This is a genomic window from Streptomyces sp. NPDC040410 (assembly GCF_055595715.1).
Genome location: NZ_JBVIVK010000001.1, coordinates 115,711 through 140,855, shown reverse-complemented (window position 1 = coordinate 140,855; position 25,145 = coordinate 115,711). Strand labels below are relative to the sequence as shown.

Here is a 25,145-nt window from a genome sequence, read left to right as displayed (position 1 = left end):
CTCTGGACGTATGCCGGAACTCCCCGAGGTCGAAGCGCTCAAGGACTTCCTCGCCGAGCACCTGGTCGGCCACGAGATCGTACGGGTGCTACCCGTGGCGATCAGCGTCCTGAAGACGTACGACCCGCCGGTCACCGCCGTCGAGGGCCACGAGGTCGCCGCCGTGCACCGGTACGGCAAGTTCCTCGACCTCCAGACGGACGGCGGCCCCCGCCTCGTGACCCATCTGGCGCGCGCGGGCTGGCTCCACTGGAAGGACCGGCTTCCCGACGGCCCGCCGCGCCCCGGCAAGGGCCCCCTCGCCCTGCGCGTGGCGCTGGAGACCGGCGCGGGCTTCGACCTGACGGAGGCCGGCACCCAGAAGCGGCTCGCCGTCTACGTCGTACGGGATCCGCAGGAGGTCCCGGGCGTGGCGCGGCTCGGCCCCGATCCGCTCGCCGACGACTTCGACGAGGTCCGCCTCGCGGCCCTGCTGAAGGGCGAGCGGCGCCAGATCAAGGGGGCGCTGCGGGACCAGAGCCTGATCGCGGGCGTCGGGAACGCCTACAGCGACGAGATCCTGCACGCCGCGAGGATGTCCCCGTTCAAGCCGACCGCGACGCTCACGCCGGAGGAGACCCGAAGCCTGTACGAGGCGCTGCGCAGCACGCTCACCGAGGCGGTCGAGCGCTCCCGGGGCGTGGCCGCCGGACGCCTCAAGGCGGAGAAGAAGAGCGGCCTGCGCGTCCACGGCCGCACCGGCGAGCCCTGCCCGGTGTGCGGGGACACCATCCGCGAGGTCTCCTTCAGCGACTCCTCGCTGCAGTACTGCCCGACCTGCCAGACGGGCGGCAGGCCACTCGCGGACCGGCGGATGTCGAGGCTGCTCAAGTAGCAGCCGACTACGGCCTCGTAGCTCACACCTGCCTGTGCGCGACGCGGCAGACGGTGTTCATGGATGTACACGGGCCAGGGCCCGGTGCGGCGAGTGGGGGTACCTCCCACGCCCCCTAAGGCTTGTGGGGGAGCGTGCATGGCGTCGCGGGGCAGGCGGGAATCCGACGGCAGGGCCTAGTGCCGCGTCAGCCAAGGTTCGCCCCGTCGCGACGCCCGGCACGCCCTCTCGCCGCACCGGCCGAAAGCCCACGTACGTCCAGTACGAGGACTTCCGGCCGGCACGCCGAGAGCACGCACCGGACGCCGCTCCTTGACGGGCAAACCCTGACTGACGCGGCACTAGCGGGACGGGAGCGTCACCAGGTGCTCCCCGTCCGCCGTGCGGACCTCGTAGCGGGCGATCTGGTCGGGGTGCATGGCCGCACCGCCGCGCATGGTGTTCGGGCGGGCGTCGTGCAGGGGAACGTTCCAACTGGTCACCGTCTGCTCGGAGCCGTCGCGGCCGACGACGATCAGCCGGCAGGGCCGGGGCCCGGCCCCGTCCTTGATCTCGAGCTCCACCTCGCTGCCCCAGTCCTCGTCCTGAGTGGTGATCTGCGCCCACACGCCCGACCGTTCGTCGGTCCCCGTGACCCTCACGGCCGTTTCGCCGTCTGTGCCACCGGACATGACCGCGAGCGCGGGCCCGGCGACCGCCAGCACCACCGAGGCGGCCACGGCGTACAGCAGCCGCCTGCGCCGGGCCCGGTGCCGTGCCGCCACCTCGCCCATCAGCCGGTCCAGCATCCGGGGCCCGGGCTGGGCCATGGGGTGGACGGAACGCGGCGTGGCCCGCCGGTACAGCATCATCTGCCGTGTGACGGGGCCGAACTCGGTCACGTGCGCCGCGCAGCGGGGGCACTCTATGAGGTGGTCCTCGAAGCGGAAGGCGTCCGCCTCGTCCAGCACGCCGAGCGCGTACGCGCCGACGTCGCGATGCCTCTCCAGGGACCTCATGCCGAATCCTCGTGCCTTTGGGTGCGGGTGGGGTTACTCCTTGCTCCCACCGGTACGCAACAGACAGCCGAATCACTCAAGGCACACACAGAATCGCAACCAAGGGATTCGGAGCGGCCCGGCCCGCGGATTGGTCCGAGGCGAAAAGAATCTAGAAGAGGTGGATGGCGAGATGCCCGAGGGGCAGGCCGAGCTGCCACGCGGGGGTCCACACCTTCGGTCCCTCGTCCTCACCGGGCATCGCGCCGCCGCCCGGTACCGCGTCCAGGTCGGGTGCGAGCAGCTCGGTCTCCTGCAGCCAGCGCCAGGCCGCCACGGCCAGGTCCAGGTCCGGGGACGGGCCGCCGGACGCGCGCGCCTCGGCGGCGAGCTGTGCCATGCGCTCGCGAACCCAGTCCTGCCACGGCTGGTCGTAGGCCGTCAGCGACAGCCAGGTCTCCAGCTGGGAGACGACCTGGATGCCGGAGAGCTCGCCCTCGGTGTCGGACAGGAAGACGGTCAGCGCCAGGGCGTCCCGCCCGGCGCGGAACTCGAAGGACGTCGGTGGCATCAGATCGCCGGTGCGCAGCAGCTCGTCGGCGATGTACTCGGCATACAACCAGGCCATGGGAACGGTGAGTTCACCGCCGTCGGTGCCGTCCGTACTCTCTTGACCTCTGTGCAGCATCCCTTCCTGCCTTCCTCCGGTGCGTGCGGTCGCCCGACCCCGGGCCTTGGGACCCGGCCACCGGATCGCCGCTCGGCCCGCCCTTCGGGCGGACGGCGCGAATCCGGCGACCGGGCCGTGGGACCCGGCCACCGGATTCCCGCCTGCCGAGCGGCGTCCGGCACGCACGCTCGCGGCGTTGCCGAACCGTCCACGTGGCTCCGCCACGAGGACGCTCCGGCGCCTTGCGAGCGCACGCACCAGACGCCGCTCAGCCCGCCCTTCGGGCGGACGGCGCGAATCCGGCGACCGGGCCCCATCCGGAACACGGATGAAGACAGCGGATTACTCAACCGGGGTCCTCAGCAAGGCGCTTTACTGAGGTTTGACCCGGCCATGGGTTTCATTGCAGGTCGGCTGCATATCCCGGCAGGACCCGACGCAGGGCGCGCAGCGCGTAGTACGCGCGGGACTTCACCGTACCGGGCGGAATTCCGATCGCTTCCGCGGCCTCCGCCACACTCGCCCCCTGGAAGTACACGAGCACCAGGACTTCACGGTGCTCCGGAGTGAGAGTTTTCACAGCCTCGCGTACATCCAGGGCGGCGGCTGCCCGCTCGGCGTGGTCGGCGCACACGCGCGCGTTCTCCAGAACGGCGTCGCCGACCTCCGCCGGACGCGCCTGCCGGGCCCGCCGGGCGTCGATCGCCAGCCGCCGTCCCACGGTGAGCAGCCATGGCCGTACGGACTCGAAGTCGTCGGCGCGCAGTGCCTCGGGGTGCTGCCAGGCGCGGACCAGGGTCTCCTGGAGCAGGTCCTCGGCGCGCTGCCGGTCCCCGTCGCTCAGCCTGAGCAGGAGTGCGAACAGCGGCCGGCCGTGCTCGCGCTGCAGTGCGGCGAGCTCGTGCTCGGCGGTCGTGCGGTTCTTCGTGAGGGCGGTTCCGGCCGTCATGGCCGTATGGCACCGCGGGGTGCCGTCTCCGGACAGGGCGAGCGCACGGGTCTGCGGCGGACGGTCGATCGCGTCGACGAACGGTTCGACGAACGGTCCCCGCACCGCCGTTCGCGCGCTCCGGACGGGCTAAGCGGGCGCCGGGGCCGTTTGCGGGAGTCTGCAGCTTCGTACCTATTCGTCCGTAAATATGACAACAGTGGGGTGAGCTGATGATTGCACGCAGACGACAGGTTGCCCTGGCCCTCACGGCCCTGCTCGCAGCCGGCGCCGCCTGCCAGGCCCAGGACCAGGAGACGCCGGGCCGCCCGGCACCGTCCGCCGGTGACCGCGGCTTCACGCTCGTCGCCTCCGGCGACGTCCTTCCGCACAGTTCGGTCATCGACCGCGCACGCTTCGACGGAGGCGGCCAGGGCTACGACTTCCGCCCGATGTTCGCCGGGGTCCAAACCGTCGTCTCCCGCGCCGATCTGGCGCTGTGTCACATGGAGACCGTCTACGGCGCCGACGGCGACTACACCGGCTATCCCGCCTTCAAGTCCCCGCCCGAAGTGGCCCAGGCCCTCGCCGCCACCGGCTACGACGGCTGCTCCACCGCCTCCAACCACAGCCTCGACGATGGAGCCGACGGCATCCGCCGCACCCTGGACGCCCTCGACCGCATGGGCGTGCGGCACGCGGGATCGGCCCGCACCGAGGCCGAGGCGGGCACGGTCACGGTCCTGCGCGCGGGCCCGGCGAAGGTCGCGCACCTCGCCTACACGTTCGACACCAACGGCTACCCGCTTCCCGAGGGGCAGCCATGGGCCGTCAACCTGATCGACGAGAACAAGATCCTCGCGGACGCCCGCACGGCCCGTCGGGCGGGTGCCGACGTGGTCGTGGTGTCCGTGCACTGGGGCACGGAGTGGCAGGACGCCCCCGACGAGCAGCAGCGGACCCTGGCGGGCCGGCTCACCGCGGCCCGCACGGGCGGTCGGCCCGACATCGACCTGATCCTCGGCACCCACGCCCATGTGCCGCAGGCGTACGAGAAGGTCAACGGCACCTGGGTGATCTACGGCATGGGCGACCAGATCGCCGGCGAGATGACCAACTACGGGGGCGTCCGGGACCCGCGCGGCAACGAGTCCACGATCGGCCGCTTCACCTTCGCCCCGCCCGCCCGGCCCGGCGGCCGCTGGAAGGTGACGAAGGCCGAGTTCGTCCCGCAGTGGTTCGACGTCGATGCCGGGCGCGTGGTCGACGTCAACGAGGCGCTGGCCCAGGGCGCCGACGTACGGGCCGTGCGCGACCGCATCCGGGACGTGGTGCTCAGCCGGGGCGCGGCCAAGGACGGGCTCACCATGGGGCGGTAGGGCCTGTGCGGGCCCGCCTACGGCACCACCGTCACCGGCCACCGCCCCGCCTTCACCAGCCGCACCGCGACCGAGCCGACGATCCGGTGGCCTGCCTGTTCGGAGGCGCCCACCACCACCGCGTCCGCCTTGAGTTCGTCCGCCGCCTTCACCAGGCCGCCGTAGGGGTCGCCGCGGAAAGTGTGGAACTCCCAGCGGACGTCGAATATCCCCTTGACGCGTTCGGCCGCTTCCCGGATCTGCGCGACCAGGTCCTCGGCGATCTCGCCGGTCGTCCCGGCGACCGGCGCCCCGAGTGCCGCGCCCGCCGCCATCACGGGCTGCACGTACACGACGGCGAGCAGCGCCCCCTGCCGCCGCGCCAGGCCGCTGGCATACGCCGCGGCGCGGAGCGAGGAGTCGGAGCCGTCCACCCCGGCCACGATGACCTTGGGCCCGTCCGTTCCCCGCTCGAACTGCTGCGCGTGCTGTTCCGTCACGTCTGTGAGGCTATCCGAGACCGCAGGCCCCGCCGCCCGGCGGGACCTCTCGACGGGCGAGGCGGCCCGGGTGTTCCTACAGTCGGAACATGAGTGCCACCGTGGCGGCCGCCCCGGCGAAGGACACCGCGGGCCCGATACGGCCGCGCGGGAGCGGCTTCATGAGCAGGGTGCCGGAGGTCATAGCGACCTTCTTCGGCGCCCTCGGACTGCTCTGCGCGCTGCTGGCGCTGATCCCGCCGCTGCGCCGACTGCTCCGCCCGGTCGTTCGCGCCCTGGACCTGCTGATCGTCCCGGTCAGTGCCAACCTCGCGTACGCCGTCTTCCTGTTCCTGCTCGCAGCCGCCACCGCCGCCCGCAAGAAGGTCGCCTGGTGGCTGGTCGTCGTCTATCTGGGCCTGGTCGTGCTGGCCGACGTCGTCGGCGTGGCCGCGGGCCTGTACGCCGACTCCGTTCCCTCTCTCGTCGTGTGCGGCCTCGCCCTGATCCTGTTGATCGCCGCGCGCAGGGAGTTCTACGCCGCCTCGCGCCGCGCCGCCGTCCGGCGGGCGCTCCTCGTGCTGTTCGCCGGGCTCGCCGTGGCGATCCTCGTCGGCTGGGGTCTCGTGGAGCTGTTCCCCGGCACACTGCCGCGCGGCCAGCGGCTGCTGTGGGCCGCCGACCGGGTCTGCGGCGGCCTGCTCTCCGGCCTTGCCTACGACGGCCGGCCACCCCGTGCCCTGTTCTTCCTGCTCGGCCTGTTCGGCGCCCTGGCCCTGCTGAACGCCGCCGCGACCCTCTTCCGCTCCCAGCGCCTGGAGTCCGCCCTGCACGGCGACGAGGAAGCACGTATCCGCGGACTCCTCAGGGCGTACGGCGAGCAGGACTCCCTCGGCTACTTCGCCACCCGCCGCGACAAGGCCGTCGTCTTCTCGCCGAGCGGCAAGGCCGGCGTCACCTACCGTGTCGAAGCCGGAGTGTGTCTCGCCAGCGGTGACCCCGTGGGTGACCGGGAGGCGTGGCCGCACGCGATAGCCGCCTGGCTGGACGTCGCCCGCCGCTACGCCTGGGCACCCGCCGCGATGGGCGCCTCCGAGGACGGCGCCAAGGCCTTCGCCCGCGCCGGACTCGGCGCGCTCCAACTGGGCGACGAGGCGGTCCTGCAGGTCGCCGGCTTCGACCTCGACGGCCGCGACATGCGCGTGACCCGCCAGGCCGTCCGGCGTGTCCGGCGCACCGGCGCCACCTGCCGGATCCGCCGCCACTCCACCCTCTCCGGCGAGGAGATGCGGGAGATCGTCGCCAGGGCCGACGCCTGGCGCGACACCGAGACCGAACGCGGCTTCTCCATGGCCCTCGACCGGCTCGGCGACCCCGCCGACGGCGACTGCCTCCTGGTGGAGGCCCTGAGCGAGGACGGCAGACTCCTCGCCCTCCTCTCCCTCGTGCCCTGGGGCCGCGACGGCGTCTCCCTCGACCTGATGCGCCGTGACCGCGGCGCGCCCAATGGCGTCATGGAGTTCATGGTCGCCGAACTGTGCGCCGCCGCCCCCAAACTGGGCATACGCCGGATCTCCCTCAACTTCGCGGTCTTCCGCTCGGTCTTCGAGGAGGGCGCCCGCATCGGGGCCGGACCGGTGCTGCGTCTGTGGCGGCGGCTGCTCCTGTTCTTCTCCAGGTGGTGGCAGCTGGAGGCGCTCTACCGCTCCAACGCCAAGTACCACCCCGAGTGGTACCCGCGCTTCATCTGTTACGGCGACACCGTCTCCCTCGCCCGCATCGGCCTCGCCTCCGGAATCGCCGAAGGCTTCGTCTCCGTACCGTCGTTGCGCAAACTCCTCGGAAAGGGGCACCCGAGCGGCGCGCAGCGGCCCGCCACGACCGAAGGGCTGCCGTCGCTGTCGGCACTCGGCCTCGACGGAGGGGACGAGGCCGGGGCCGGCGGGCCGGATGCGGACCTGCCCGAGCAGGTCCGCATCCGGCACGGCAAGCTCGACCGGCTGCGCGCCGACGGCACCGACCCGTATCCGGTCGGCGTCCCGCCACGCACCCACACACTCGCCCGGATCCCCGGGGTCGCGGCCGGCGAGCAGGTCACCGTCGCCGGCCGGATCATGCTGGTACGCGACTTCGGCGGCCTCGTCTTCGTCGTGCTGCGCGACTGGTCCGGCGACGGCCAGCTCGCCTTCACCCGCAAGGACTCCGGTCCGGCCCTCGACCGCTTCACCGCCGACACCGACATCGGCGACCACATCACCGCCACCGGTCGCGCCGGCACCAGCGACCAGGGCGAACCGACCGTCTTCGTCGCCTCCTGGCAGCTCATCGGCAAGTGCCTGCGCCCCCTGCCCGACAAGCGCCGGGGCCTGGCCGACCCCGAGGCCAAGGTCCGCATGCGCTACCTGGACCTCGTCTCCAGCCCCGACGCCCGCGAGGTGATCCGCGCCCGCTCCACCGCCGTACAGGCCCTGCGCCAGGGCCTCCTGGAGCGCGGCTATCTCGAGGTCGAGACGCCGATGCTGCAGCAGATCCACGGCGGCGCCAACGCCCGCCCCTTCACCACCCACATCAACGCCTACGACCTCGACCTGTATCTGCGCATCGCCCCCGAGCTGTATCTGAAGCGGCTGTGCGTCGGCGGTATGGAGAAGGTCTTCGAAATGGGCCGCACCTTCCGCAACGAGGGTGTCTCCTACAAGCACAACCCCGAGTTCACGATGCTGGAGGCCTACCAGGCCCATGCCGACTACGACGTGATGCTCGACCTCGCCCGCGAGCTGATCCAGGGCGCGGCGACCGCCGCCTTCGGCTCACCGGTCGCGCACAAGGAGGGCAAGGAGTACGACATCTCCGGGCGGTGGCCGGTCAAGACCGTCTACGGCGCGATCTCCGAGGCGCTCGGGGAGAGGATCGACGCCGACACCGGCCGCGAGACGCTGGTCGGGCTGTGCGACCGCGCGGGCGTCCCGTACACCGCGGACGACGGCCCCGGTGACATCGTCCTGGAGATGTACGAGCGGCTCGTCGAGGAGAGGACCCAGCTGCCCACCTTCTACAAGGACTTCCCGACCGACGTCTCCCCGCTCACCCGGCAGCACCGCACCGACCCGCGGCTCGCCGAGCGCTGGGACCTCGTCGCCTTCGGCACCGAACTGGGCACCGCGTACTCCGAGCTGACCGACCCCGTCGAACAGCGCCGCCGCCTCACCGCCCAGTCCCTGCTCGCCGCCGGCGGAGACCCCGAGGCGATGGAACTCGACGAGGACTTCCTCGACGCCCTCGAATACGCCATGCCGCCCACGGGAGGCCTCGGCATCGGCGTCGACCGACTGGTCATGTTCCTCACCGGTCTGACGATCCGTGAGACGCTGCCGTTCCCACTGGTGCGCCGTCGCTGACGCGGCGTGATGGCCCGTCCTGTGGATCGGCTCTGGGCCGAGCGGGTGGATTCGTGCCGCCGCACCGGTGTTGCCGGGGTGCGTCGGACCCGGATCGGGCGACTGATGAGTCATGCAGAAGGATCAGTTGCTCAACCGGCGCCGGGCGTTGATCGCCGGTGCCGCTGTTCTGGGCGCCGCCGGCGTGGCCGGTACGGCCGGTGTACTGGCGGTGAGCGGGGGCGGGACCCCGGCCCGGCCCGCCGCCCCCCCTCCCGTCCCCGCAGCCGGCGCCCAGGCGCGTGGTGCGCTCAGGCCCTCCGCGTACCGCCTCCAGCCCCTGACCGGGTACGGCCCCCCGAGGTCCGCGCCCACCCGGACCCTGGTACGGCACAAGCCGTTCCTGCGGATGTCCGGGCGCGGCCGCAGCATGGTGCTGACCTTCGACGACGGGCCCGACCCCCGCTACACCCCGCACATCCTGGACACCCTCGCGCAGTACGACGTCCACGCGATGTTCTTCGTGTGCGGGGAGACGGCCGTGCGCAACAAGGACCTGCTGGCCCGGATGGCCGACGAGGGTCACGTCGTGGGCAACCACACCTGGTCCCACCCCCTGCTGACCCGGCTCAGCCGCGCCCAGATCCGCTCGGAGATGGTACGGACGAGCGACGTCATCGAGGACGCGTACGGCGAGCGGCCCCAGTGGTTCCGCGCACCCTACGGGGCCTGGAACCGCGCGGCCTTCCAGATCGGCGCGGACCTCGGGATGGAACCGCTGGCCTGGACGGTCGACTCCCGGGACTGGACCACGCCCGGCACCCGCTCCATCGTGGGACGGATCGAGAAGGGGGCCGCCCCCGGCGTCGTCGTGCTCTCGCACGACGCCGGGGGCGACCGCTCCCAGAGCGTCCAGGCCCTGCGCCGCTATCTGCCGCAGCTGCTTGATTCCGGCTACCACGTCTCCGTTCCCCGACGGCACCACACCTGACGGGCTTTCGCCCGCCCGGCCGGGGAACGCTCAGCGGACCTCGGCCAGGCGGGCGAAGGCGACGACGTTCCCGTCGTAGCCGTTCTGCTTGGAGAAACCCCCGCCGCAGGTGATGACCCGCAATTCGGCCGCGCCCTTGGAGCCGTAGACCCGGTCGCCGGGGAAGTTGTTCTTCGCGAACACCTCGATGCCGTAGACCTCGAATACGGCCGTCTTCCCGTCCTTGCGCACGACCTCGACGCGATTTCCCTTCTTGAGGGCCCCGAGTCCGTAGAAAACGGCGGGGCCCTGTGTGTTGTCGACATGGCCGACGACGACCGCGGTGCCCTTCTCGCCGGGGGAGACGGCGCCGGTGAACCAGCCCGCCAGGTTCGGGTCCTCCGGCGGCGGCGCGGCCACCCAGCCGTCCGCGTCCAGGCCGACGGACAGCAACGGCGCGTCGACCCGGATCGACGGGATCCGTACCCGGTCGGGCACGGCGTACGGCAGCGGGGCCGGGTTCTTCAGGAAGGCGCCCTGCGCGGTGCGGCTGTCCGCCGCCGCGGCCGACGCGGGCTGCGGCGGTCCCACGTCGAACTCTCCCGAACCGTTCCGAATGAGCGCGAGACCGGTCAGCAGAACAAGCGCTATCACGCCCCAAGGAGCCCGCTTCTTCGGCCGCTCCTCCTCTTCGGCCAGGCCGGCCAGTTCGGACGCAGACATTCGACTTCCCCTCTCGACGCGGCCGTCGCCACGTCATTCGCGCATACGAGAACGCTAAGTCCCGCGCGCGAAACCGGCGACGCCTCAGACGCGAACGGGTGGCCCGTGCCCCCTTTTGGTGCGCCATCCGAGTCGCCCTGAACAGGAATTTTCTGACGGTCCGTGACCTGCGGTGATATCCGATTGTCGGGTTTTCTCTCGGCGTGTCCTCTCACCAGGACGGACCATCGCCGAAATGCGGTCACGCGCACAGCGTCTGAGGGTCTTTCTGGGAGGCGTTTTCTCGCCGATCGACCGGGGACGGGTCCCGGGGCGCCTCCCGCGGAGGATCACATGCGTACTACACGTGCCCTGGTGGTTTCGGTCGCCGCGGTCGCCGCCCTCGGTCTCGCCGCCCCGGCGGCCGTCTCGCGGGACGGCATGGGCAGCAGCGGCGGCAACGGCTTCACGAACAGCGTGAGCAACATCGTCGCCCTCCCCAGCGTGATCGCGCGGGGCGGCCAGCTGACGGTCACGGTCGACGGATGCCCGCGCGGAGGCACCGCCACCTCCTCGGCGTTCACCTCGCCGGTCAGTCTGTCCCCGGTCCGCGGCACCAACGGGACGGCGAGCGGAACGGCGACCATCAGCGATTCGGCCACCCCGGGGTCGTACAGCATCACGGTCAACTGCAACGGCCGCTCCCCGCTGACCCGTGACGCGGCCTTCACCGTCATCGGCGGTGTGCGCGGCGGTCTCGGCGGCAGCAGTTCCACCGGTGCGACCCCGACCGACATGGCCATCGGCGGCGGGCTCGTGGCCGCGGCCGCCGTAGGCGGCGGGCTGTTCTGGATGCGCCGCCGCAACGAGAAGCGGATCTGACCTCTTCTTCCCCCGGTCTTCCATCCCCCTTCGGAGAACGGGTCGCACGCGCACAGGCTTCGCCCCGGACCCTTGGTGGTTCCGGGGCGAAGGCCTGCGCGGACGGGAGACGCGGTCAGGCACCGTCCTCGCCGGAGCGGCGGCGCGAGAGGCGGTACGCCGCCCCGACCGAGGCGGCTATGAGTGCCGCGCCCAGGCCGATCTCCTTGAGGTCGAGACCGGCGACGCTGCCGCCTTCACCGGCGTGGACGCCCCGGTTGGGGTACAGGGGCACCCGTACGGGGTTGACGTCGGCCGGGCGGCCCCCGGCGATGGTGAGGTTCTTGACCGCGCTCAGACCGGCGCAGTTGAACGTCACCCGGTAGGACATGCCCGGCACGGCGTTCCAGTCGGCCACGGCCGTCGTCGCGGACGATCCCTGCGGGATGACGACCGTGCCGAAGACCGCCGACGAGACGGTCACGGAACTTCGGCAGCCACTGGCGTTGCGGTCCACCTGGAGGGTGACCTGCCCGCCGGCGGCCACGGTGGAGGGCAGGACGCTGTAGCCGGTGGACATGACGTAGTGGTCGTCGTCCGCGACGGCGGCCGCGCAGGAGGTCAGGGCGCCGACGCCCAGCAGTACGGCCGAAGCAACGCGTATCGCGCGCATGTGGTTCCTCCGGGTCCCCGAGGAGCAGCCGCGGATCTTTTCCGCCGGCGCCGGAAATGCACCTCGATGACCGAAACGCTAGGAACACGTGTGCGTCCGCGCGATCGCAGTCGCGCGAATGGGGCAAGCGTGTGGGCCGCTCAGGGGACGGCTGTCCCCGTGAAGGAGCAGTCAGCCCTTGATGTGCGGAAACAGGGACAGGTACGGCTCCGCCGACGCCGCGATGCCTCGGCTGTAGGGCGCGTCGAAGTCCCAGATGAGGAAGAGCAGGAAGGCGATCAGCGCGGAGAACAGTCCGGCGAGGACCAGCTCGCGCAGGGTTCGCCGGATCTGCAGCGCGAAGACCATTCCGATGGTGACCACGGCCCCGCCGATCAGTCCGAACCACACCACGCCCGGCATGGTCGCCCCTGTCGCGCCCGCCCGGGCGGCGCGCGCCTGGTCCGCCGCGGTCACCTGGTCGATGAGCGGCTGATAGGCCTGGGCCTCGAAGTCGCTCTTCGGTTCGTAGTCGGTGACGTCCGCGCGGACGCGGTCGAGGAGCTCGGTGCCGCGCACCGTGACCCGGCCGTCGTCGGCCATCGTCTTCCACTCGGTGGTGACGACGTGTCCGACATAGGCGTTGACATCCGCACGAATGCGGTCGCGGGCGTCGGCCGGGTAGACCCGTACCCGTTCCGAGATCTCGTGCAGCGCGGCGGCCTCCGCCCGGACGTGGTCCTGGGCGGCGCTGCGGGCCTCCCACACACCGGCGATGGCCAGGCCCAGGACGATGGCGTACACCACGCCGATCCACATCGTCATGTACTCGATGACGTCCGGGGTCTCGCTGGGATCCTCGTCCTCGGCCGCCGTGCGGTGCCGTACGAGGGTGACGATGACCACGACGACGCAGGCGGCCAGCATCGCGACGGTGAGAACAAGCCATTCCGGCAAGGGGTGCCTCCAGTAATCAGCTGATCAGCGCGGGCGCAGTGCGGCTACGGCGACCACCGCGGGTGCGGTGATGAGCAGGACGAAGGTGACCGGTGACGTGGCGCCGTGGGTGGGCCGCCTGCGCGGCTGCGTGCGGTGGCGCGGGTAGTTCACCGGAGTCGCGGAAGGACTCGGAACGGGCTTGGCCGACGGCTTCGGTGCCGGTGCGGGCGGCGGTGGCGGAGCGGGCTTCGGGAGGGGTGCCGCCGGCCGGGGGGCCGGCGGGGGAGGCGGCTCGGGCTTCGGCGTGGGCCTGGGCGCCGGTGCCGCTGTCGGCGTCGGCGTCGGCGTCGGTGTGGGTGTGGGGGTAGGGGTGGGCGTGGGCGTGGGTTCGGGGGGTGGGGGCGCCGGGGTCGGGGTCGGTGTGGGCTTCTGGCAGGGCGGGGGAGTGGGCCAGGTGAGGCTCCCGGCGACCGCCACCGCCTCGGTGCCGCCCGGACCGGTCGAGGCGTAGGCGCAGGCGTCCGCCGCCGCCACCCCGGCCGGTGCGCCGACGAGGAGCCAGATGAGCGTCACCAGGGCCAACGCCCTGACGGCGGAGGCGGATTGCGTCGGTTCACGTCGATGCACGACGAAGATCATGAGCCCTGGGTGCGCGGGCACGCCCGGCTGTCCCCCGGATTGCCCCGAACGGGGGATGACCGGGACCGCAGGCCGGATCCGTGGGCGGGCGTGTGTCCGACGGGACGTACGGGTGTGCGGCCCGATGCGCACGGTGTCACAGGTTCCCGAAAGAAATCTGTGTCCCGGTTGAACACAACCGGTGCTCCCGTGCGTACCCATGGTCGTGCGGCGGCGCAGCAGGGCGCTGCAACACCGTTGCGATTATGGGGAGTTGAAGATGAAGACCTCCTGGCGGAGCGCCTCGCTCATGGCGAGTGCTGCGGCAGTGCTGGCGCTCACGACGGCGTGCGGCCAGGAAAGCGGCACCCAGTCGGCGGGCAGCCAGAACGTTGGCGCCACGGCTCCGGCCGGTGGCTACAGCACGGCCGGTACGGGCATCGGCGCCGGTTCCGGCAACGGATACGGGTCCGACTCGAACGGCGAGCAGGCGGAGGCCGGTGAGTCCGCCTCCGCGGGCAAGCTGGCCGTGTCCGCCAACGCGGAACTGGGCGACCTGGTCACGGACAGCGCCGGGATGACGCTGTACCGCTTCGACGAGGACACCGCCGAACCGCCGAAGTCGAACTGCGACGGCGACTGCGCCACCGCCTGGCCGCCGGTGCCCGCGGACGACGCCTCGGCCGGCAAGGGCATCGACAAGGCGCTGCTCGGCGAGGTCACCCGGACCGACGGCAGCAAGCAGCTGACCGTCGGCGGCTGGCCGGCGTACCGCTATGCGAAAGACGTCAACGCGGGGGACATCAACGGCCAGAACGTGGGCGGCAAGTGGTTCGCGCTGGCCCCCGACGGCAAGAAGGCGAAGCTGAGCGACCTGCCCGGCCTGTCCACCCGCAAGGACCCCGACCTCGGCGAGGTCGTCGTCGACAAGAACGGTATGACGGTCTACCGCTTCCTGAAGGACGAGGCCTGGCCCGACCCGGTCTCCAACTGCACCGGCGCCTGCCTGGAGAAGTGGCCGGCCGTGGCCCCCGTGGCGAACGACGACACCAAGGGCGTGCAGAAGAAGGGCCTGATGAGCTTCACCCGGCCCGACGGCGTCAAGCAGCAGACCATCAACTGCTGGCCGATCTACACCTTCGCCGGCGACAAGGAGCCCGGTGACACCAACGGTCAGGGCGTCGGCGGCACTTGGTACGCGGTCGCCCCCGACGGAAAGCCGGTCGGAGCACCCGAAGAGTAGAGATCACCTCCCCAGGGCTGATCACCCCGCCCCGGGTTGCCCGACCTGCAGGTCCGCCCCCTCCGCGCCGCACGGAGGGGGCGGACCGCTTTGCGTGTCTCACCAGGTCCGTGCCCTCTCGACGCTGGCACGTGCCGCAGGCAGTGACCGGGAACGGACGGTCAATTTCCGTTTCCGCTCGCTCGTTTGGCGGGCGATCAGTAGCCTCTGCTCGAACACCGGATCGCCTACGGCTTGGAGAGATACATGGAGCGTCCCGCCTGGGCCCCACGGAGCATCGACATCTCGGTGCCGAGCGTGTCGCGTATCTACGACTACTACCTGGGCGGTTCGCACAACTTCGAGGTCGACCGGGAAGCGGCCCGCAGGGCCATGGAGTTCATGCCGGGGCTTCCCAAGATCATGCAGGCGAACCGGGCGTTCATGCGCCGCGCGGTGCGTTACGCCGTCGACGAGGGCATCACTCAGTTCCTGGACATCGGCTCCGGCATTCCCACCTTCGGCAACGTCCACGAGGTCGCCCAGGCGGCCAGCCCCGTCGCGCGCGTCGTGTACGTCGACCACGACCCGGTGGCCGTCGCGCACAGCCAGGCGGTCCTGGCGGGCAATGAGGACGCGGGCGTCGTCGCGGCGGACCTCCGCAAGCCCCGGGAGATACTCGCCAACCCCGAAGTGCGGCGACTGATCGACCCGAACCGGCCGGTGGCGCTGCTTCTCGTTGCCATACTGCACTTCGTGGAAGACGCGGACGACCCCTACGGAGCGGTGGCCGAACTGCGCGAGGCGCTCGCGCCCGGCAGCCTGCTCGTTCTCACGCATGCCTCCTACGAGGGAGTCCCGCTGCCTCCGGAGCGGGCCGGAGGCGCGGTCGACGTGTACAAGGACATTCGAAACCCGCTGATCATGCGCTCGCGCGAGGAGATCGCGCGGTTCTTCGAGGGGTACGACATGGTGCAACCGGGACTGGTGCCGATGCCGCACTGGCGGCCGGAGACGCCGCCCGACGACGAGGACCCCTGGGCCTTCTCCGGTTTCGCCGGCGTGGGGCGTACCGCGTGAGCGCCGAACCGGACGGCCCGGAGGACAGACTGCGCCGGTTCGCGACGATCTGGAGCCGGGCGGTGTTCCCGGTCACCTCGACGTCCTCGACCCGGCCGGAGTTCGAGGAGCAACTGCTCCCGCTGGCCCGGCGGTTGAGCCAGGCGCTGCGGGCCAGGACCTTCTACGCGGACGAGGGCAGGGCCGTGGGCGCCGCGCTGGTCGCGGCGCACTGCACCGACCCGGAGGCGCTCAGCCGCACACTGGACTGCGTCGACGCCTACCTCGTGCTCTACTGCGGCGAGGACGGCTCCCAGGAGGACCTGCGGGTACGCGCGTCGCGGCTGCAGCACGCCATGGCCGCCGGGTTCGCCGGAGCGCTGCGGCGCCGGACGCTGGCCGAGCAGGAGGCCATCGCGCAGGCGGCCCTGCGGGCCCAGGGCGTGGTGGCGCAGGCGCTGCACGCGACCGAGGCCCGCTTCCGCGCCGTGTTCGAGGGCGCGGCCATAGGCATCGGGATCGCGGACCTCGAGGGCAACATCCTCCAGGTCAACGGCGCTCTGCTGCGCATGTTCGGCATCTCCGAGCAGAACATGCGCGGCCGCAACGTCACGGAGTGGACCCACCCCGACGACGCGCCCCACACCTGGAAGCTCTACGACGAACTCGTCCGCGGCGACCGCGAGCACTACCACGTCGAGAAGGCCTTCTCCCGCCCCGACGGAACGGTTCTCTGGACCAATCTGACGGTCTCCCTGCTGCGCGACGCGGACGGTGATCCGCAGTATCAGCTCGCCCTCATGGAGGACACCACCGAGCGGCGGCTGCTCAACCTCCGGCTGCGCTACGAGGCCACGCACGACGCGCTCACCGGCCTGCCCAACCGCACGTTCTTCTTCGAACGTCTGGAGAAGGCGCTGGCCGCCGGCGAGGGCCAGCGGTTCGGCCTGTGCTACCTCGACCTCGACGGCTTCAAGACCGTCAACGACAGCCTCGGGCACGCGGCCGGGGACCGGCTCCTCGTCGAGGTCGCCGACCGGCTGCAGTCCTGCGCGACCGCGCCCGGCGAGATGGTCGCCCGCCTCGGCGGCGACGAGTTCGTGGCGCTGACCACGGGCCCCGACACCGAGCGCGAGGTGGACGAGCTGGCCACCCGCATCATGAACGCCCTGGTCGCCCCGGTCAGCGTCGACGGCCGGGAGCTGACCGTGCGCGGCAGCATCGGCATCGTCGAGGGTGCGGCGGGCGAGCGCAGCCCGGCCGAGGTGCTGCGCAGCGCCGACATCACCATGTACCGGGCCAAGTCGGCGGGCGGCAACCGGTTCGAGCTCGCCGATCCGGAGGCCGACGCCCGCATGATCACCCGGCACGGGCTGACCACGGCCCTGCCGACGGCCCTGGACCGGGGCGAGTTCTTCATCGAGTACCAGCCGCTGGTCCACCTCGGCGACGGCAGTGTCCGCGGCGCGGAGGCCCTGGTGCGCTGGCTGCACCCGCAGCACGGAGTCCTCGGACCCGACCGGTTCATCCCGCTCGCCGAACACACCGGACTGATCGTGCCGCTGGGCCGCTGGGTCCTTGAACAGTCGGTCCGCCAGGCGCGCGACTGGCGAGAACGCAACGACGACGCCGGCCCGCTCCGGATCAACGTCAACCTCTCGCCCTGCCAGCTCACCCACCCCGGCCTGGTCCAGGACACCGTCGACATCCTGGAGCGCACGGGCGTCGCACCCGACGCGCTCTGCCTGGAGGTCACCGAGTCGGCGCTGATCGGCGCGGACGACGATCTGCTCAAACCGCTGCGCCGGCTGGCCGAGATGGGCGTCGACATCGCCCTGGACGACTTCGGCACCGGCTACTCCAACCTCGCCAACCTGCGCCGGCTGCCGGTGAGCATCCTCAAGCTGGACCGCTCGTTCACCCGGAGCATGCAGCAGTTCCCGGCCGATCCCGTCGACCTCAAGATCGTCGAAGGGATCGTTTCGCTCGCCCACAGTCTGGATCTCGCGGTGACCGTGGAGGGCGTGGAAACCGGGGCACAGGCCGAGCAGCTGCGGATACTGGGCTGCGACACGGCCCAGGGCTGGTACTACGCCCGCCCGGGCCCGCCGGACCGGCTGCACGAGCTGGCACTGGTGGACGCGACGGTGTGACACGGGCTCCAGGGAACGGTAGCGGGCGTGCCGGGGTCGCCCGCGATCATGTGCGGGTGACCCATGAATCCGACGATGTGAACGAGGCGATCGCGGGCGAACTGAGCCTCATGGACCCCGCGGTCCGATCCACCGCCGAGGCTGTCCGCCTGATCGACCCCGAGTTCGTGGAGGTCGGCGCCTCGGGCCGGCGCTACACGTACGAGGAGACGGTCGCCGGGCTGCCCGGGAAACCGGGCAGTTCGGCGGAGGGCCCCCGCTACGAGCCGTCGGCGATCACGGGCGTCCTGCTGGCCCCCGGTCTGGTGCACCTCACGTACGAGACCGTCTTCGACGGCCACCGGGCCCGCCGCAGTTCGCTCTGGCGCAAGCAGAGCGAGGAGACGGGCTGGCGCATGTACTACCACCAGGGCACACCGGTACCGCCGACCTGAGGGCCTCATAGGGGCGTGAGGCTGAAACAGCGTGCGGCTCCGCCGGGTGGGTGCGACAGGCACAGACGACCCGGCCTGTTCGCACGGTGTCCGCCCCCCCGGAGAAGCACGCCTCACCTCTCCAGAAGCATCCGCTGAAGCTCCCTCGCGGCCCGCGGCGGAGCCACATCGCTGCGGTGGGCGAGCGCGATCGTGCGGTGCAGGCCGGGCCGGGCCAACGGGGTCACCCGCAGCCCGCGCCCGGACCGCGCGGCCACCATGCGGGGTACGACGGCCACGCCCAACCCCGCCCGCACGAACCCCAGGACCGCGTCCATCTCTCCGCCCTCCACCGCGAAGTCCGGCTCGAAGCCCTCGGCGCGGCAGGCGGCCACGGTCAGTTCCCGCAGGTCGTAGCCGTGCCGGAACATCACCAGGCGTTCGCCTTCCAGGTCCGGGACGCGGACGGTCCGCCGGCCCCGGCCGGGTGCGGGCGCCTCCGGTGACGACACCACGACCAGGTCCTCGCGCAGCAGCTCCACCGTGGTGAGCGCGGGGGACGGGGTCGGCAGCGGCAGGACGACCAGCGCGAGGTCGAGGGCACCGCGCGCGAGTTCCCGAACGAGATCGTGCGAACCCCCTTCCTCGATCAGCAACTGGATACCGGGGTAGCGGTCGTGGAAGGCGCGCAGCACGTCCGGCAGCAGCCCGGTGCACAGGCTCGGGGTCGCGCCGAGCCGCACCCGGCCGCCGCGCAACTGCACCAATTCCTGAACCTCGTGGCGAGCCGTGTCCGCGTCGGCGAGGATCCGCCGGGCCAGCGGAAGCAGCGCTTCGCCCGCGTCGGTGAGCGTGATGTTGCCGCGGGCACGCTGGAACAGGTCCGCGCCGAGCTCCCGCTCCAGGGCCTTGATCTGTTGCGAAAGCGACGGCTGGGCGACATGGACCAGGTCGGCGGCCCGGGTGAAGTGCCGGGTCTCGGCGACCGCCACAAAGTACTGGAGCTGCTGGAACTGCACCGACCCATCATAGGCGCCCCCTATGGAAACCAGCCGGACCATGTCTTGGACCGATGGGGCCATCCGGCCCTAGCGTCATATGCCATGGCTCTGGCAACGCGGACGGACCGACGGCCGTCCATGGCACGCACCATGTGGGACAGCTCCGTCGGCAAGAAGACGGTGATGGCGGTCAGCGGCATCGTCATGCTGCTGTATCTGGTCGCCCATGTGATCGGCAATCTGAAGATCTTCTTCGGTCCGGACGAGTTCAACCACTACGGGCACTGGCTGCGCACCGTCGGCGAACCGTTCATGCACTACGAGTGGACGCTGTGGCTGATCCGGGTCGTGCTGGTCGTCGCGGTCGTGGCGCACGCCGTCTCCGCGTACCAGCTCAGCCGGCGTGACATCAAGGCGCGCCCCCGCAAGTACGTCCACAGGAAGCCGCGGTCCAGTTACGCGACGCGCACCATGCGCTGGGGCGGGATCATCCTCGGCCTGTTCATCGTGTGGCACATCCTCGACCTGACCACCGGCACCGTGCACTCCGGCGGCTTCCAGGAGGGCCACCCGTACCAGAACGTCGTGGACACCTTCTCCACCTGGTACGGCAACGTGATCTACATCGTCGCGATGCTCGCTCTCGGCCTGCACATCCGGCACGGCTTCTGGAGTGCCGCCCAGACCCTCGGCGTCGGCAGCCGCACCCGCGACCGCGCCCTGAAGACCGTCGCAGTCGTCCTCGCGCTGCTGCTCACGGCCGGTTTCATCGCCGTACCCGTGGGCGTCATGACCGGAGTGGTGAACTGACATGACCACCTATGCGGACTACAAGACCGGCGAGCCGGCCCTCGACACCAAGGCGCCGTCCGGCCCGGTCGGCGAGCGCTGGGACAAGCGCCGTTTCGAGGCCAGGCTGGTCAACCCGGCCAACCGGCGCAAGCACACGGTGATCGTCGTCGGGACCGGCCTCGCGGGCGGCTCCGCGGGCGCCACACTCGCCGAACAGGGTTACCACGTCGTCCAGTTCTGCTACCAGGACTCCCCGCGCCGCGCCCACTCGATCGCCGCCCAGGGCGGCATCAACGCGGCGAAGAACTACCGCAACGACGGCGACTCGGTGCACCGGCTGTTCTACGACACGGTAAAGGGCGGCGACTTCCGGGCGCGCGAGTCGAACGTGCACCGGCTCGCGCAGATCTCGGTGGAGATCATCGACCAGTGCGTGGCGCAGGGCGTGCCCTTCGCCCGCGAGTACGGCGGCCTCCTCGACACCCGCTCCTTCGGCGGCGTCCAGGTCTCCCGCACCTTCTACGCCCGCGGCCAGACGGGCCAGCAGCTGCTGCTCGGCGCGTACCAGGCGCTGTCACGCCAGATCGCCGCGGGCAACGTCGAGATGCACCCCCGCACCGAGATGCTCGACCTCATCGTCATCGACGGGCGGGCGCGGGGGATCGTGGCCCGGGACCTGATCACCGGCAAGACCGACGCCTACTTCGCGGACGCGGTCGTCCTCGCCAGCGGCGGCTACGGAAACGTCTTCTACCTGTCGACGAACGCCATGAACTCCAACGCCACCGCCATCTGGCGGGCGCACCGGCGCGGCGCCCACTTCGCCAACCCCTGCTTCACACAGATCCATCCGACCTGCATCCCGCGCACCGGCGACCACCAGTCCAAGCTCACCCTGATGAGCGAGTCGCTGCGCAACGACGGCCGGATCTGGGTCCCGAAGGCGAAGGGCGACCGGCGGCCCGCGAACCAGATCCCCGAGGACGAGCGCGACTACTACCTGGAGCGTATCTACCCGTCCTTCGGCAACCTGGTGCCGCGTGACATCGCCTCCCGCGCCGCGAAGAACGTCTGCGACGAAGGCAGGGGCGTCGGACCCGGCGGCCAGGGCGTCTACCTGGACTTCGCGGACGCCATCGAGCGGATGGGACGGAAGGCCGTCGAGGCCAGGTACGGCAACCTCTTCGACATGTACCAGCGGATCACCGACGAGGATCCGTACGAGGTGCCGATGCGGATCTACCCCGCCGTCCACTACACGATGGGCGGCCTGTGGGTCGACTACGACCTCCAGACCACCGTCCCCGGCCTGTTCGCGATCGGCGAGGCCAACTTCTCCGACCACGGCGCGAACCGGCTCGGCGCCTCCGCGCTGATGCAGGGCCTGGCCGACGGCTACTTCGTGCTGCCGGCCACCATCAACGACTACCTCGCCCGCAACCCGCGCCACGAGGCGGTCACCGCCCGACACCCCGTCGTACGGGAGGTGCTGGCCGAGACCGAGGACCGGCTCAACCTGCTCCTGTCCGTCGACGGCGACCGCACCCCCGACTCCTTCCACCGCGAAGTCGGGGAACTCATGTGGGAGTTCTGCGGCATGGCCCGCACCGACGGCGGACTGCGCAAGGCCCTGGAGCGCATCCCGCAGATCCGCGAGGAGTTCTGGCGGCGCATCAAGGTGCCCGGCACCGGCGAGGAACTCAACCAGTCACTGGAGAAGGCCAACCGCGTCGTCGACTACCTGGAGCTCGCCGAGCTCATGTGCCTCGACGCCCTGCACCGCGCCGAGTCCTGCGGCGGCCACTTCCGCGAGGAGTCGCAGACGCCCGACGGTGAGGCCGCCCGCAGGGACGAGGAGTTCTCGTACGCGGCCGCATGGGAGTTCACCGGCACCGGTGAGGCGCCCGTCCTGCACAAGGAAGACCTGGTCTTCGAGTACGTCCACCCCACTCAGCGGAGCTACGCATGAAGCTCACCCTGCGCGTCTGGCGGCAGAAGAACGCCGGCGCCGAAGGCGCCATGTCCACATACGAGGTGGACGGGATCTCCTCCGACATGTCCTTCCTCGAGATGCTCGACACCCTCAACGAGGAGCTCATCCTCAAGGGCGAGGACCCGGTCGCCTTCGACCACGACTGCCGCGAGGGCATCTGCGGTGCCTGCTCGCTCGTCATCAACGGCGACGCGCACGGGCCGGAGCGCACCACCACCTGCCAGCTGCACATGCGGTCCTTCTCGGACGGCGACACGATCGACATCGAGCCGTGGAGGGCGTCGGCGTTCCCGGTGATCAAGGATCTGGTGGTGGACCGGTCGGCGTTCGACCGGATCATCCAGGCCGGTGGATACATCACCGCTCCGACCGGCGCCGCGCCGGAGGCGCATGCGACGCCGGTGCCGAAGCCGGACGCCGACTTCGCGTTCGAGCACGCGGAGTGCATCGGCTGCGGGGCGTGCGTCGCGGCCTGCCCGAACGGGGCGGCGATGCTGTTCACTTCAGCCAAGGTCAACCATCTGAACGTGCTGCCGCAAGGCGCGCCCGAGCGCGAGACCCGTGTCCTCGACATGGTGGCGCAGATGGACGAGGAGGGGTTCGGAGGGTGCACGCTCGCCGGCGAGTGCGCCACCGCCTGCCCGAAGGGCATTCCGCTCGGGTCCATCACCGGCATGAACAAGGAGTGGCTGCGGGCTGCGCGGAAGGTGAAGCGGTAGCACCGTAGCGGGAGGCCGTCTTCGGGAACTGCGGGTCCGTTGTGGCCGGCCGCGCCCACGCGGCCCCCGACCCCCGGGGGGTGCTGTGAACGTTCACCGAAAGGTGCGGACGGACGGGGCCGGGAGTGGTGCTCAACCCCCGGCCCCGCCGAATATCCGTGACTTCCGGGGAGCACGAGCGGTGTCCGGCGCCCGTGCGAGGCTCTCGGCGCCGCGCCGACGAGACCCGGAAGTGGCTGGAGGGCTGCGCCCCGGCCAAGTGACCGTCACCCGCCCGTCACCGCGGAACTCGCGCACGCCGTGGCGGGCGCCGGCACCCCGACCGTGCCGTTCAGCAACCCCACATCCCGGCTCCGGCCACAGGTCACGACCCGGCCAGACGGCATCGGAAGAACAGGTACGCGCAGGCCGCACGTGACCGGCCTGTTCTTCCCCGCTCAGGCCTGACCGGCCCGTGACCAGGAGAGAGCCATGACCGCCGTATCCGCTCTGGACGCCCCGCCCCAGTCCGCGGTCCCCTCCCGCTACACCGTCGCCCTCGCCCGCGACGAGGCCGACGTGCGTGCCGCGCAACGGCTGCGCCACGAGGTGTTCGCCGGCGAGATGGGCGCCCTGCTGTCCACCCCGCGGCCCGGGCTGGACGTCGACGCCTTCGACGCGTACTGCGACCACCTGCTTGTCCGGGACACCGTCACCGGGCAGGTGGTCGGCACGTACCGGCTGCTGCCGCCCGAGCGTGCCGCGATCGCCGGACGTCTGTACTCCGAGGGCGAGTTCGCCCTCGCCCCGCTCGACGCGATCCGGCCCGGTCTGGTGGAGGCCGGCCGCTCCTGCGTGCACCCCGACCACCGCGACGGCACCGTCATCGGACTCATCTGGGCCGGCATAGCCCGCTACATGGTCGACCGCGGCCACGAGTGGCTCGCCGGCTGCTGCTCCATCCCGCTGGCCGACGGGGGCGCCGTGGCGGCGGCCACCTGGGACCGGGTGCGGGACAGGCACCTGGCCCCGGACGAGTACCGCGTACGGCCGCTGCTGCCCTGGAACGACGAGGGCGTGGCCCGTCCCGCCCGCACCGAGCTCCCCCCGCTGCTGCGCGGCTACCTCCGTCTGGGCGCCTGGGTGTGCGGGGAGCCCGCCCACGACCCGGACTTCGGGGTCGCGGACCTGTACGTGCTGCTGCCGATGCACCGGGTCGACCCGCGCTATCTGCGGCGCTTCCTCTCCCTCGTCCCGGCCTGATGAGCGGCTGGCTGCCCACCGCGCCCTGCACCCCGGGGGCGTGCGTGGAGCCGACGGGGTCCGCCACCGCCGTACCGCGTGCGGTCCTGCGGCTGGCGGCGGTCGTGGTGCTGGTGCTCGCCGGGGTCCTGCTCTCGCCGCTCGGCGGGCGGATCCCCGCCGGGCCGGTCCGGCGGTGGGGCCGGGCCGTCGTGCGGGCCGCGGGAGTGCGGGTCCGTATCACCGGCAGCGCCGCGCCCACCGGCGGGCTGCTCCTGGTCGCCAACCACATCTCCTGGCTGGACATCCCCCTGCTGGCCGCCGTGCGCCCGGCCCGGATGCTCGCCAAGACCGAGATCCGGCACTGGCCCGTGGCGGGGGCCCTCGCCGCACGCGGCGGTGTCCTTTTCATCGACCGCGACCGCCTGCGCGCGCTGCCCGACACGGTCGCCCGTATCGCGCAGGTCCTGCGCGCCGGGCAGGCGGTCGCGGTCTTCCCCGAGGGCAGCACCTGGTGCGGGCGCGCCCAGGGCACCTTCCGCGGGGCGGTCTTCCAGGCCGCGCTCGACGCCGGTGTCCCGGTGCAGCCGGTGCGGCTGCACTACCGGACCGCCGGGGGAACGGCCACCACGGCGCCCGCCTTCGTCGGCGAGGACACCCTGCTCGCCTCGCTGTGGCGGGTGGCGTCGGCGCGCGGGGTGGTGGCCGAGGTCGAGGTACGGGCCGCGATCGCCCCGGGCACGCACCCCGACCGCCGTTCACTGGCCCGGGCAGCCCAGCCGGTCACTCCCGGGACCGGCGGGGGCCTGGCCACGAGGTGCGGCGGGCAGTCCCGGGCAGGGGTCTGACGCCTACCGCAGGGCACGGGCCGGATACGGCGCCGCCGCACTCCCGTCCGCCGCCGCGACCTGCGTCGGCGTCCCCGCCGCCCGTCAAGGGCACGAAGCGTCAGCAGCGGGAAGAGGGCGCCTGGGTGGGCCTGATCCCGTAGGGCTACCGCGTCGCCCGAAGCGGGCGGCGGCGATCACGGAACTCACACCGGGTTCAACGCGTGACGGGCCGGGGCATTCCCGGCGCCTTCCGCGCCGAAACCAGCCGAAAACCAGGTGACCGCGATCCCGCAGGTCACCACAATGGAGCAAGCCCGCATGACGGCCGCACACATCC

Annotated in this window: 24 protein-coding genes; 15 read left to right on the top strand and 9 right to left on the bottom strand. The window is 71.6% G+C overall.

The window, feature by feature from the left end; translation table 11 throughout:
• The first annotated feature begins 10 nt into the window (after window positions 1–10).
• Window positions 11–874, top strand: a complete 864-nt coding sequence (locus ACZ562_RS00615) for an Fpg/Nei family DNA glycosylase (protein WP_471172450.1) — start codon at window positions 11–13, stop codon at window positions 872–874.
• A gap of 341 nt (window positions 875–1,215) precedes the next feature.
• Here the strand turns inward: ACZ562_RS00615 and ACZ562_RS00610 are convergent, their stop codons facing one another.
• The 3 genes from ACZ562_RS00610 to ACZ562_RS00600 form a co-directional block, all read right to left on the bottom strand.
• A complete protein-coding gene (locus ACZ562_RS00610) occupies window positions 1,216–1,872 on the bottom strand; it encodes a zf-HC2 domain-containing protein (protein WP_471172447.1) in 657 nt (218 codons plus the stop codon).
• Between the two features lie 151 nt (window positions 1,873–2,023).
• Complete coding sequence (locus ACZ562_RS00605; protein ID WP_471172445.1) at window positions 2,024–2,539, bottom strand: hypothetical protein; 516 nt, start codon at window positions 2,537–2,539, stop codon at window positions 2,024–2,026.
• 382 nt (window positions 2,540–2,921) lie between these two features.
• Complete coding sequence (locus ACZ562_RS00600; RefSeq protein ID WP_471172443.1) at window positions 2,922–3,470, bottom strand: sigma-70 family RNA polymerase sigma factor; 549 nt, start codon at window positions 3,468–3,470, stop codon at window positions 2,922–2,924.
• 212 nt (window positions 3,471–3,682) lie between these two features.
• Here ACZ562_RS00600 and ACZ562_RS00595 point away from each other — a divergent pair, with 212 nt between their 5' ends.
• Entirely contained in the window at window positions 3,683–4,828 is a 1,146-nt protein-coding gene (locus tag ACZ562_RS00595; protein ID WP_471172440.1) for a CapA family protein, read from the top strand.
• A 17-nt stretch (window positions 4,829–4,845) separates the two neighbouring features.
• Here ACZ562_RS00595 and ACZ562_RS00590 read toward each other — a convergent pair whose 3' ends face one another.
• A complete protein-coding gene (locus tag ACZ562_RS00590; RefSeq protein WP_471172437.1) occupies window positions 4,846–5,307 on the bottom strand; it encodes a universal stress protein in 462 nt (153 codons plus the stop codon).
• An 89-nt stretch (window positions 5,308–5,396) separates the two neighbouring features.
• Between ACZ562_RS00590 and lysX the strand changes: the two genes are divergently transcribed.
• A complete protein-coding gene (gene lysX, locus ACZ562_RS00585; RefSeq protein ID WP_471172436.1) occupies window positions 5,397–8,684 on the top strand; it encodes a bifunctional lysylphosphatidylglycerol synthetase/lysine--tRNA ligase LysX in 3,288 nt (1,095 codons plus the stop codon).
• A 112-nt stretch (window positions 8,685–8,796) separates the two neighbouring features.
• Window positions 8,797–9,654, top strand: coding sequence for a polysaccharide deacetylase family protein (locus ACZ562_RS00580; RefSeq protein ID WP_471172432.1), 858 nt, complete (start codon window positions 8,797–8,799; stop codon window positions 9,652–9,654).
• A gap of 30 nt (window positions 9,655–9,684) precedes the next feature.
• Here the strand turns inward: ACZ562_RS00580 and ACZ562_RS00575 are convergent, their stop codons facing one another.
• Window positions 9,685–10,356 carry a class F sortase gene (locus ACZ562_RS00575; protein WP_471172429.1) on the bottom strand — a complete coding sequence of 224 codons (672 nt, stop codon included), beginning with the start codon at window positions 10,354–10,356 and terminating at the stop codon, window positions 9,685–9,687.
• 333 nt (window positions 10,357–10,689) lie between these two features.
• Between ACZ562_RS00575 and ACZ562_RS00570 the strand changes: the two genes are divergently transcribed.
• Window positions 10,690–11,217 (top strand): hypothetical protein, encoded by a 528-nt coding sequence (locus ACZ562_RS00570; RefSeq protein WP_471172427.1) that lies wholly within the window; start codon window positions 10,690–10,692, stop codon window positions 11,215–11,217.
• A 115-nt stretch (window positions 11,218–11,332) separates the two neighbouring features.
• On the opposite strand, the gene ACZ562_RS00565 is transcribed toward ACZ562_RS00570, so the two are convergent.
• From ACZ562_RS00565 to ACZ562_RS00555, 3 genes are all read right to left on the bottom strand, one after another.
• A complete protein-coding gene (locus tag ACZ562_RS00565) occupies window positions 11,333–11,869 on the bottom strand; it encodes a hypothetical protein (RefSeq protein WP_471172424.1) in 537 nt (178 codons plus the stop codon).
• A gap of 171 nt (window positions 11,870–12,040) precedes the next feature.
• Window positions 12,041–12,805 (bottom strand): bestrophin-like domain, encoded by a 765-nt coding sequence (locus tag ACZ562_RS00560; protein WP_471172422.1) that lies wholly within the window; start codon window positions 12,803–12,805, stop codon window positions 12,041–12,043.
• 24 nt (window positions 12,806–12,829) lie between these two features.
• On the bottom strand, window positions 12,830–12,958 hold the full coding sequence (locus ACZ562_RS00555; RefSeq protein ID WP_471172419.1) for a hypothetical protein: 129 nt from the start codon (window positions 12,956–12,958) through the stop codon (window positions 12,830–12,832).
• Between the two features lie 28 nt (window positions 12,959–12,986).
• Here ACZ562_RS00555 and ACZ562_RS00550 point away from each other — a divergent pair, with 28 nt between their 5' ends.
• The 5 genes from ACZ562_RS00550 to ACZ562_RS00530 all read left to right on the top strand — a co-directional run bounded on the left by ACZ562_RS00550 (window position 12,987) and on the right by ACZ562_RS00530 (window position 18,273).
• The gene (locus ACZ562_RS00550) at window positions 12,987–13,298 is read left to right on the top strand and encodes a hypothetical protein (protein ID WP_471172415.1); all 312 of its coding nucleotides are present in this window, start codon (window positions 12,987–12,989) and stop codon (window positions 13,296–13,298) included.
• A 387-nt stretch (window positions 13,299–13,685) separates the two neighbouring features.
• Window positions 13,686–14,648, top strand: a complete 963-nt coding sequence (locus ACZ562_RS00545; RefSeq protein ID WP_471172412.1) for an SCO0930 family lipoprotein — start codon at window positions 13,686–13,688, stop codon at window positions 14,646–14,648.
• Window positions 14,649–14,894: 246 nt separating this feature from the next.
• On the top strand, window positions 14,895–15,707 hold the full coding sequence (locus ACZ562_RS00540; protein ID WP_471172410.1) for an SAM-dependent methyltransferase: 813 nt from the start codon (window positions 14,895–14,897) through the stop codon (window positions 15,705–15,707).
• On the top strand, window positions 15,704–17,839 hold the full coding sequence (locus ACZ562_RS00535) for a putative bifunctional diguanylate cyclase/phosphodiesterase (RefSeq protein ID WP_471172408.1): 2,136 nt from the start codon (window positions 15,704–15,706) through the stop codon (window positions 17,837–17,839). The genes ACZ562_RS00540 and ACZ562_RS00535 overlap by 4 nt, the downstream gene beginning before the upstream one ends.
• 56 nt (window positions 17,840–17,895) lie before the next feature.
• A complete protein-coding gene (locus tag ACZ562_RS00530) occupies window positions 17,896–18,273 on the top strand; it encodes a nuclear transport factor 2 family protein (RefSeq protein WP_471172405.1) in 378 nt (125 codons plus the stop codon).
• Between the two features lie 113 nt (window positions 18,274–18,386).
• Here the strand turns inward: ACZ562_RS00530 and ACZ562_RS00525 are convergent, their stop codons facing one another.
• Window positions 18,387–19,271 carry a LysR family transcriptional regulator gene (locus ACZ562_RS00525; RefSeq protein ID WP_471172401.1) on the bottom strand — a complete coding sequence of 295 codons (885 nt, stop codon included), beginning with the start codon at window positions 19,269–19,271 and terminating at the stop codon, window positions 18,387–18,389.
• 120 nt (window positions 19,272–19,391) lie between these two features.
• Here ACZ562_RS00525 and ACZ562_RS00520 point away from each other — a divergent pair, with 120 nt between their 5' ends.
• From ACZ562_RS00520 to ACZ562_RS00500, 5 genes are all read left to right on the top strand, one after another.
• The gene (locus ACZ562_RS00520; protein ID WP_471173916.1) at window positions 19,392–20,063 is read left to right on the top strand and encodes a succinate dehydrogenase; all 672 of its coding nucleotides are present in this window, start codon (window positions 19,392–19,394) and stop codon (window positions 20,061–20,063) included.
• 1 nt (window position 20,064) lies between these two features.
• Entirely contained in the window at window positions 20,065–22,014 is a 1,950-nt protein-coding gene (locus tag ACZ562_RS00515) for a fumarate reductase/succinate dehydrogenase flavoprotein subunit (protein WP_471172398.1), read from the top strand.
• Window positions 22,011–22,757 (top strand): succinate dehydrogenase/fumarate reductase iron-sulfur subunit, encoded by a 747-nt coding sequence (locus ACZ562_RS00510; RefSeq protein ID WP_471172393.1) that lies wholly within the window; start codon window positions 22,011–22,013, stop codon window positions 22,755–22,757. Before ACZ562_RS00515 ends, ACZ562_RS00510 begins: the two co-directional genes overlap by 4 nt.
• A 471-nt stretch (window positions 22,758–23,228) precedes the next feature.
• Entirely contained in the window at window positions 23,229–23,999 is a 771-nt protein-coding gene (locus tag ACZ562_RS00505; RefSeq protein WP_471172391.1) for a GNAT family N-acetyltransferase, read from the top strand.
• Complete coding sequence (locus ACZ562_RS00500) at window positions 23,999–24,826, top strand: lysophospholipid acyltransferase family protein (protein WP_471172389.1); 828 nt, start codon at window positions 23,999–24,001, stop codon at window positions 24,824–24,826. Before ACZ562_RS00505 ends, ACZ562_RS00500 begins: the two co-directional genes overlap by 1 nt.
• The last annotated feature ends 319 nt before the right edge of the window (window positions 24,827–25,145 follow it).

What these genes read in the sequence shown, in the direction of transcription:
- ACZ562_RS00615 (WP_471172450.1), top strand. Translation starts at nt 11, where the DNA reads ATGCCGGAACTCCCCGAGGTCGAAGCGCTCAAGGACTTCCTCGCCGAG.
- ACZ562_RS00610 (WP_471172447.1), bottom strand. Translation starts at nt 1,872, where the DNA reads ATGAGGTCCCTGGAGAGGCATCGCGACGTCGGCGCGTACGCGCTCGGC.
- ACZ562_RS00605 (WP_471172445.1), bottom strand. Translation starts at nt 2,539, where the DNA reads ATGCTGCACAGAGGTCAAGAGAGTACGGACGGCACCGACGGCGGTGAA.
- ACZ562_RS00600 (WP_471172443.1), bottom strand. Translation starts at nt 3,470, where the DNA reads ATGACGGCCGGAACCGCCCTCACGAAGAACCGCACGACCGCCGAGCAC.
- ACZ562_RS00595 (WP_471172440.1), top strand. Translation starts at nt 3,683, where the DNA reads ATGATTGCACGCAGACGACAGGTTGCCCTGGCCCTCACGGCCCTGCTC.
- lysX (WP_471172436.1), top strand. Translation starts at nt 5,397, where the DNA reads ATGAGTGCCACCGTGGCGGCCGCCCCGGCGAAGGACACCGCGGGCCCG.
- ACZ562_RS00580 (WP_471172432.1), top strand. Translation starts at nt 8,797, where the DNA reads ATGCAGAAGGATCAGTTGCTCAACCGGCGCCGGGCGTTGATCGCCGGT.
- ACZ562_RS00575 (WP_471172429.1), bottom strand. Translation starts at nt 10,356, where the DNA reads ATGTCTGCGTCCGAACTGGCCGGCCTGGCCGAAGAGGAGGAGCGGCCG.
- ACZ562_RS00570 (WP_471172427.1), top strand. Translation starts at nt 10,690, where the DNA reads ATGCGTACTACACGTGCCCTGGTGGTTTCGGTCGCCGCGGTCGCCGCC.
- ACZ562_RS00565 (WP_471172424.1), bottom strand. Translation starts at nt 11,869, where the DNA reads ATGCGCGCGATACGCGTTGCTTCGGCCGTACTGCTGGGCGTCGGCGCC.
- ACZ562_RS00545 (WP_471172412.1), top strand. Translation starts at nt 13,686, where the DNA reads ATGAAGACCTCCTGGCGGAGCGCCTCGCTCATGGCGAGTGCTGCGGCA.
- ACZ562_RS00540 (WP_471172410.1), top strand. Translation starts at nt 14,895, where the DNA reads ATGGAGCGTCCCGCCTGGGCCCCACGGAGCATCGACATCTCGGTGCCG.
- ACZ562_RS00520 (WP_471173916.1), top strand. Translation starts at nt 19,392, where the DNA reads ATGGCACGCACCATGTGGGACAGCTCCGTCGGCAAGAAGACGGTGATG.
- ACZ562_RS00515 (WP_471172398.1), top strand. Translation starts at nt 20,065, where the DNA reads ATGACCACCTATGCGGACTACAAGACCGGCGAGCCGGCCCTCGACACC.
- ACZ562_RS00510 (WP_471172393.1), top strand. Translation starts at nt 22,011, where the DNA reads ATGAAGCTCACCCTGCGCGTCTGGCGGCAGAAGAACGCCGGCGCCGAA.
- ACZ562_RS00505 (WP_471172391.1), top strand. Translation starts at nt 23,229, where the DNA reads ATGACCGCCGTATCCGCTCTGGACGCCCCGCCCCAGTCCGCGGTCCCC.
- ACZ562_RS00500 (WP_471172389.1), top strand. Translation starts at nt 23,999, where the DNA reads ATGAGCGGCTGGCTGCCCACCGCGCCCTGCACCCCGGGGGCGTGCGTG.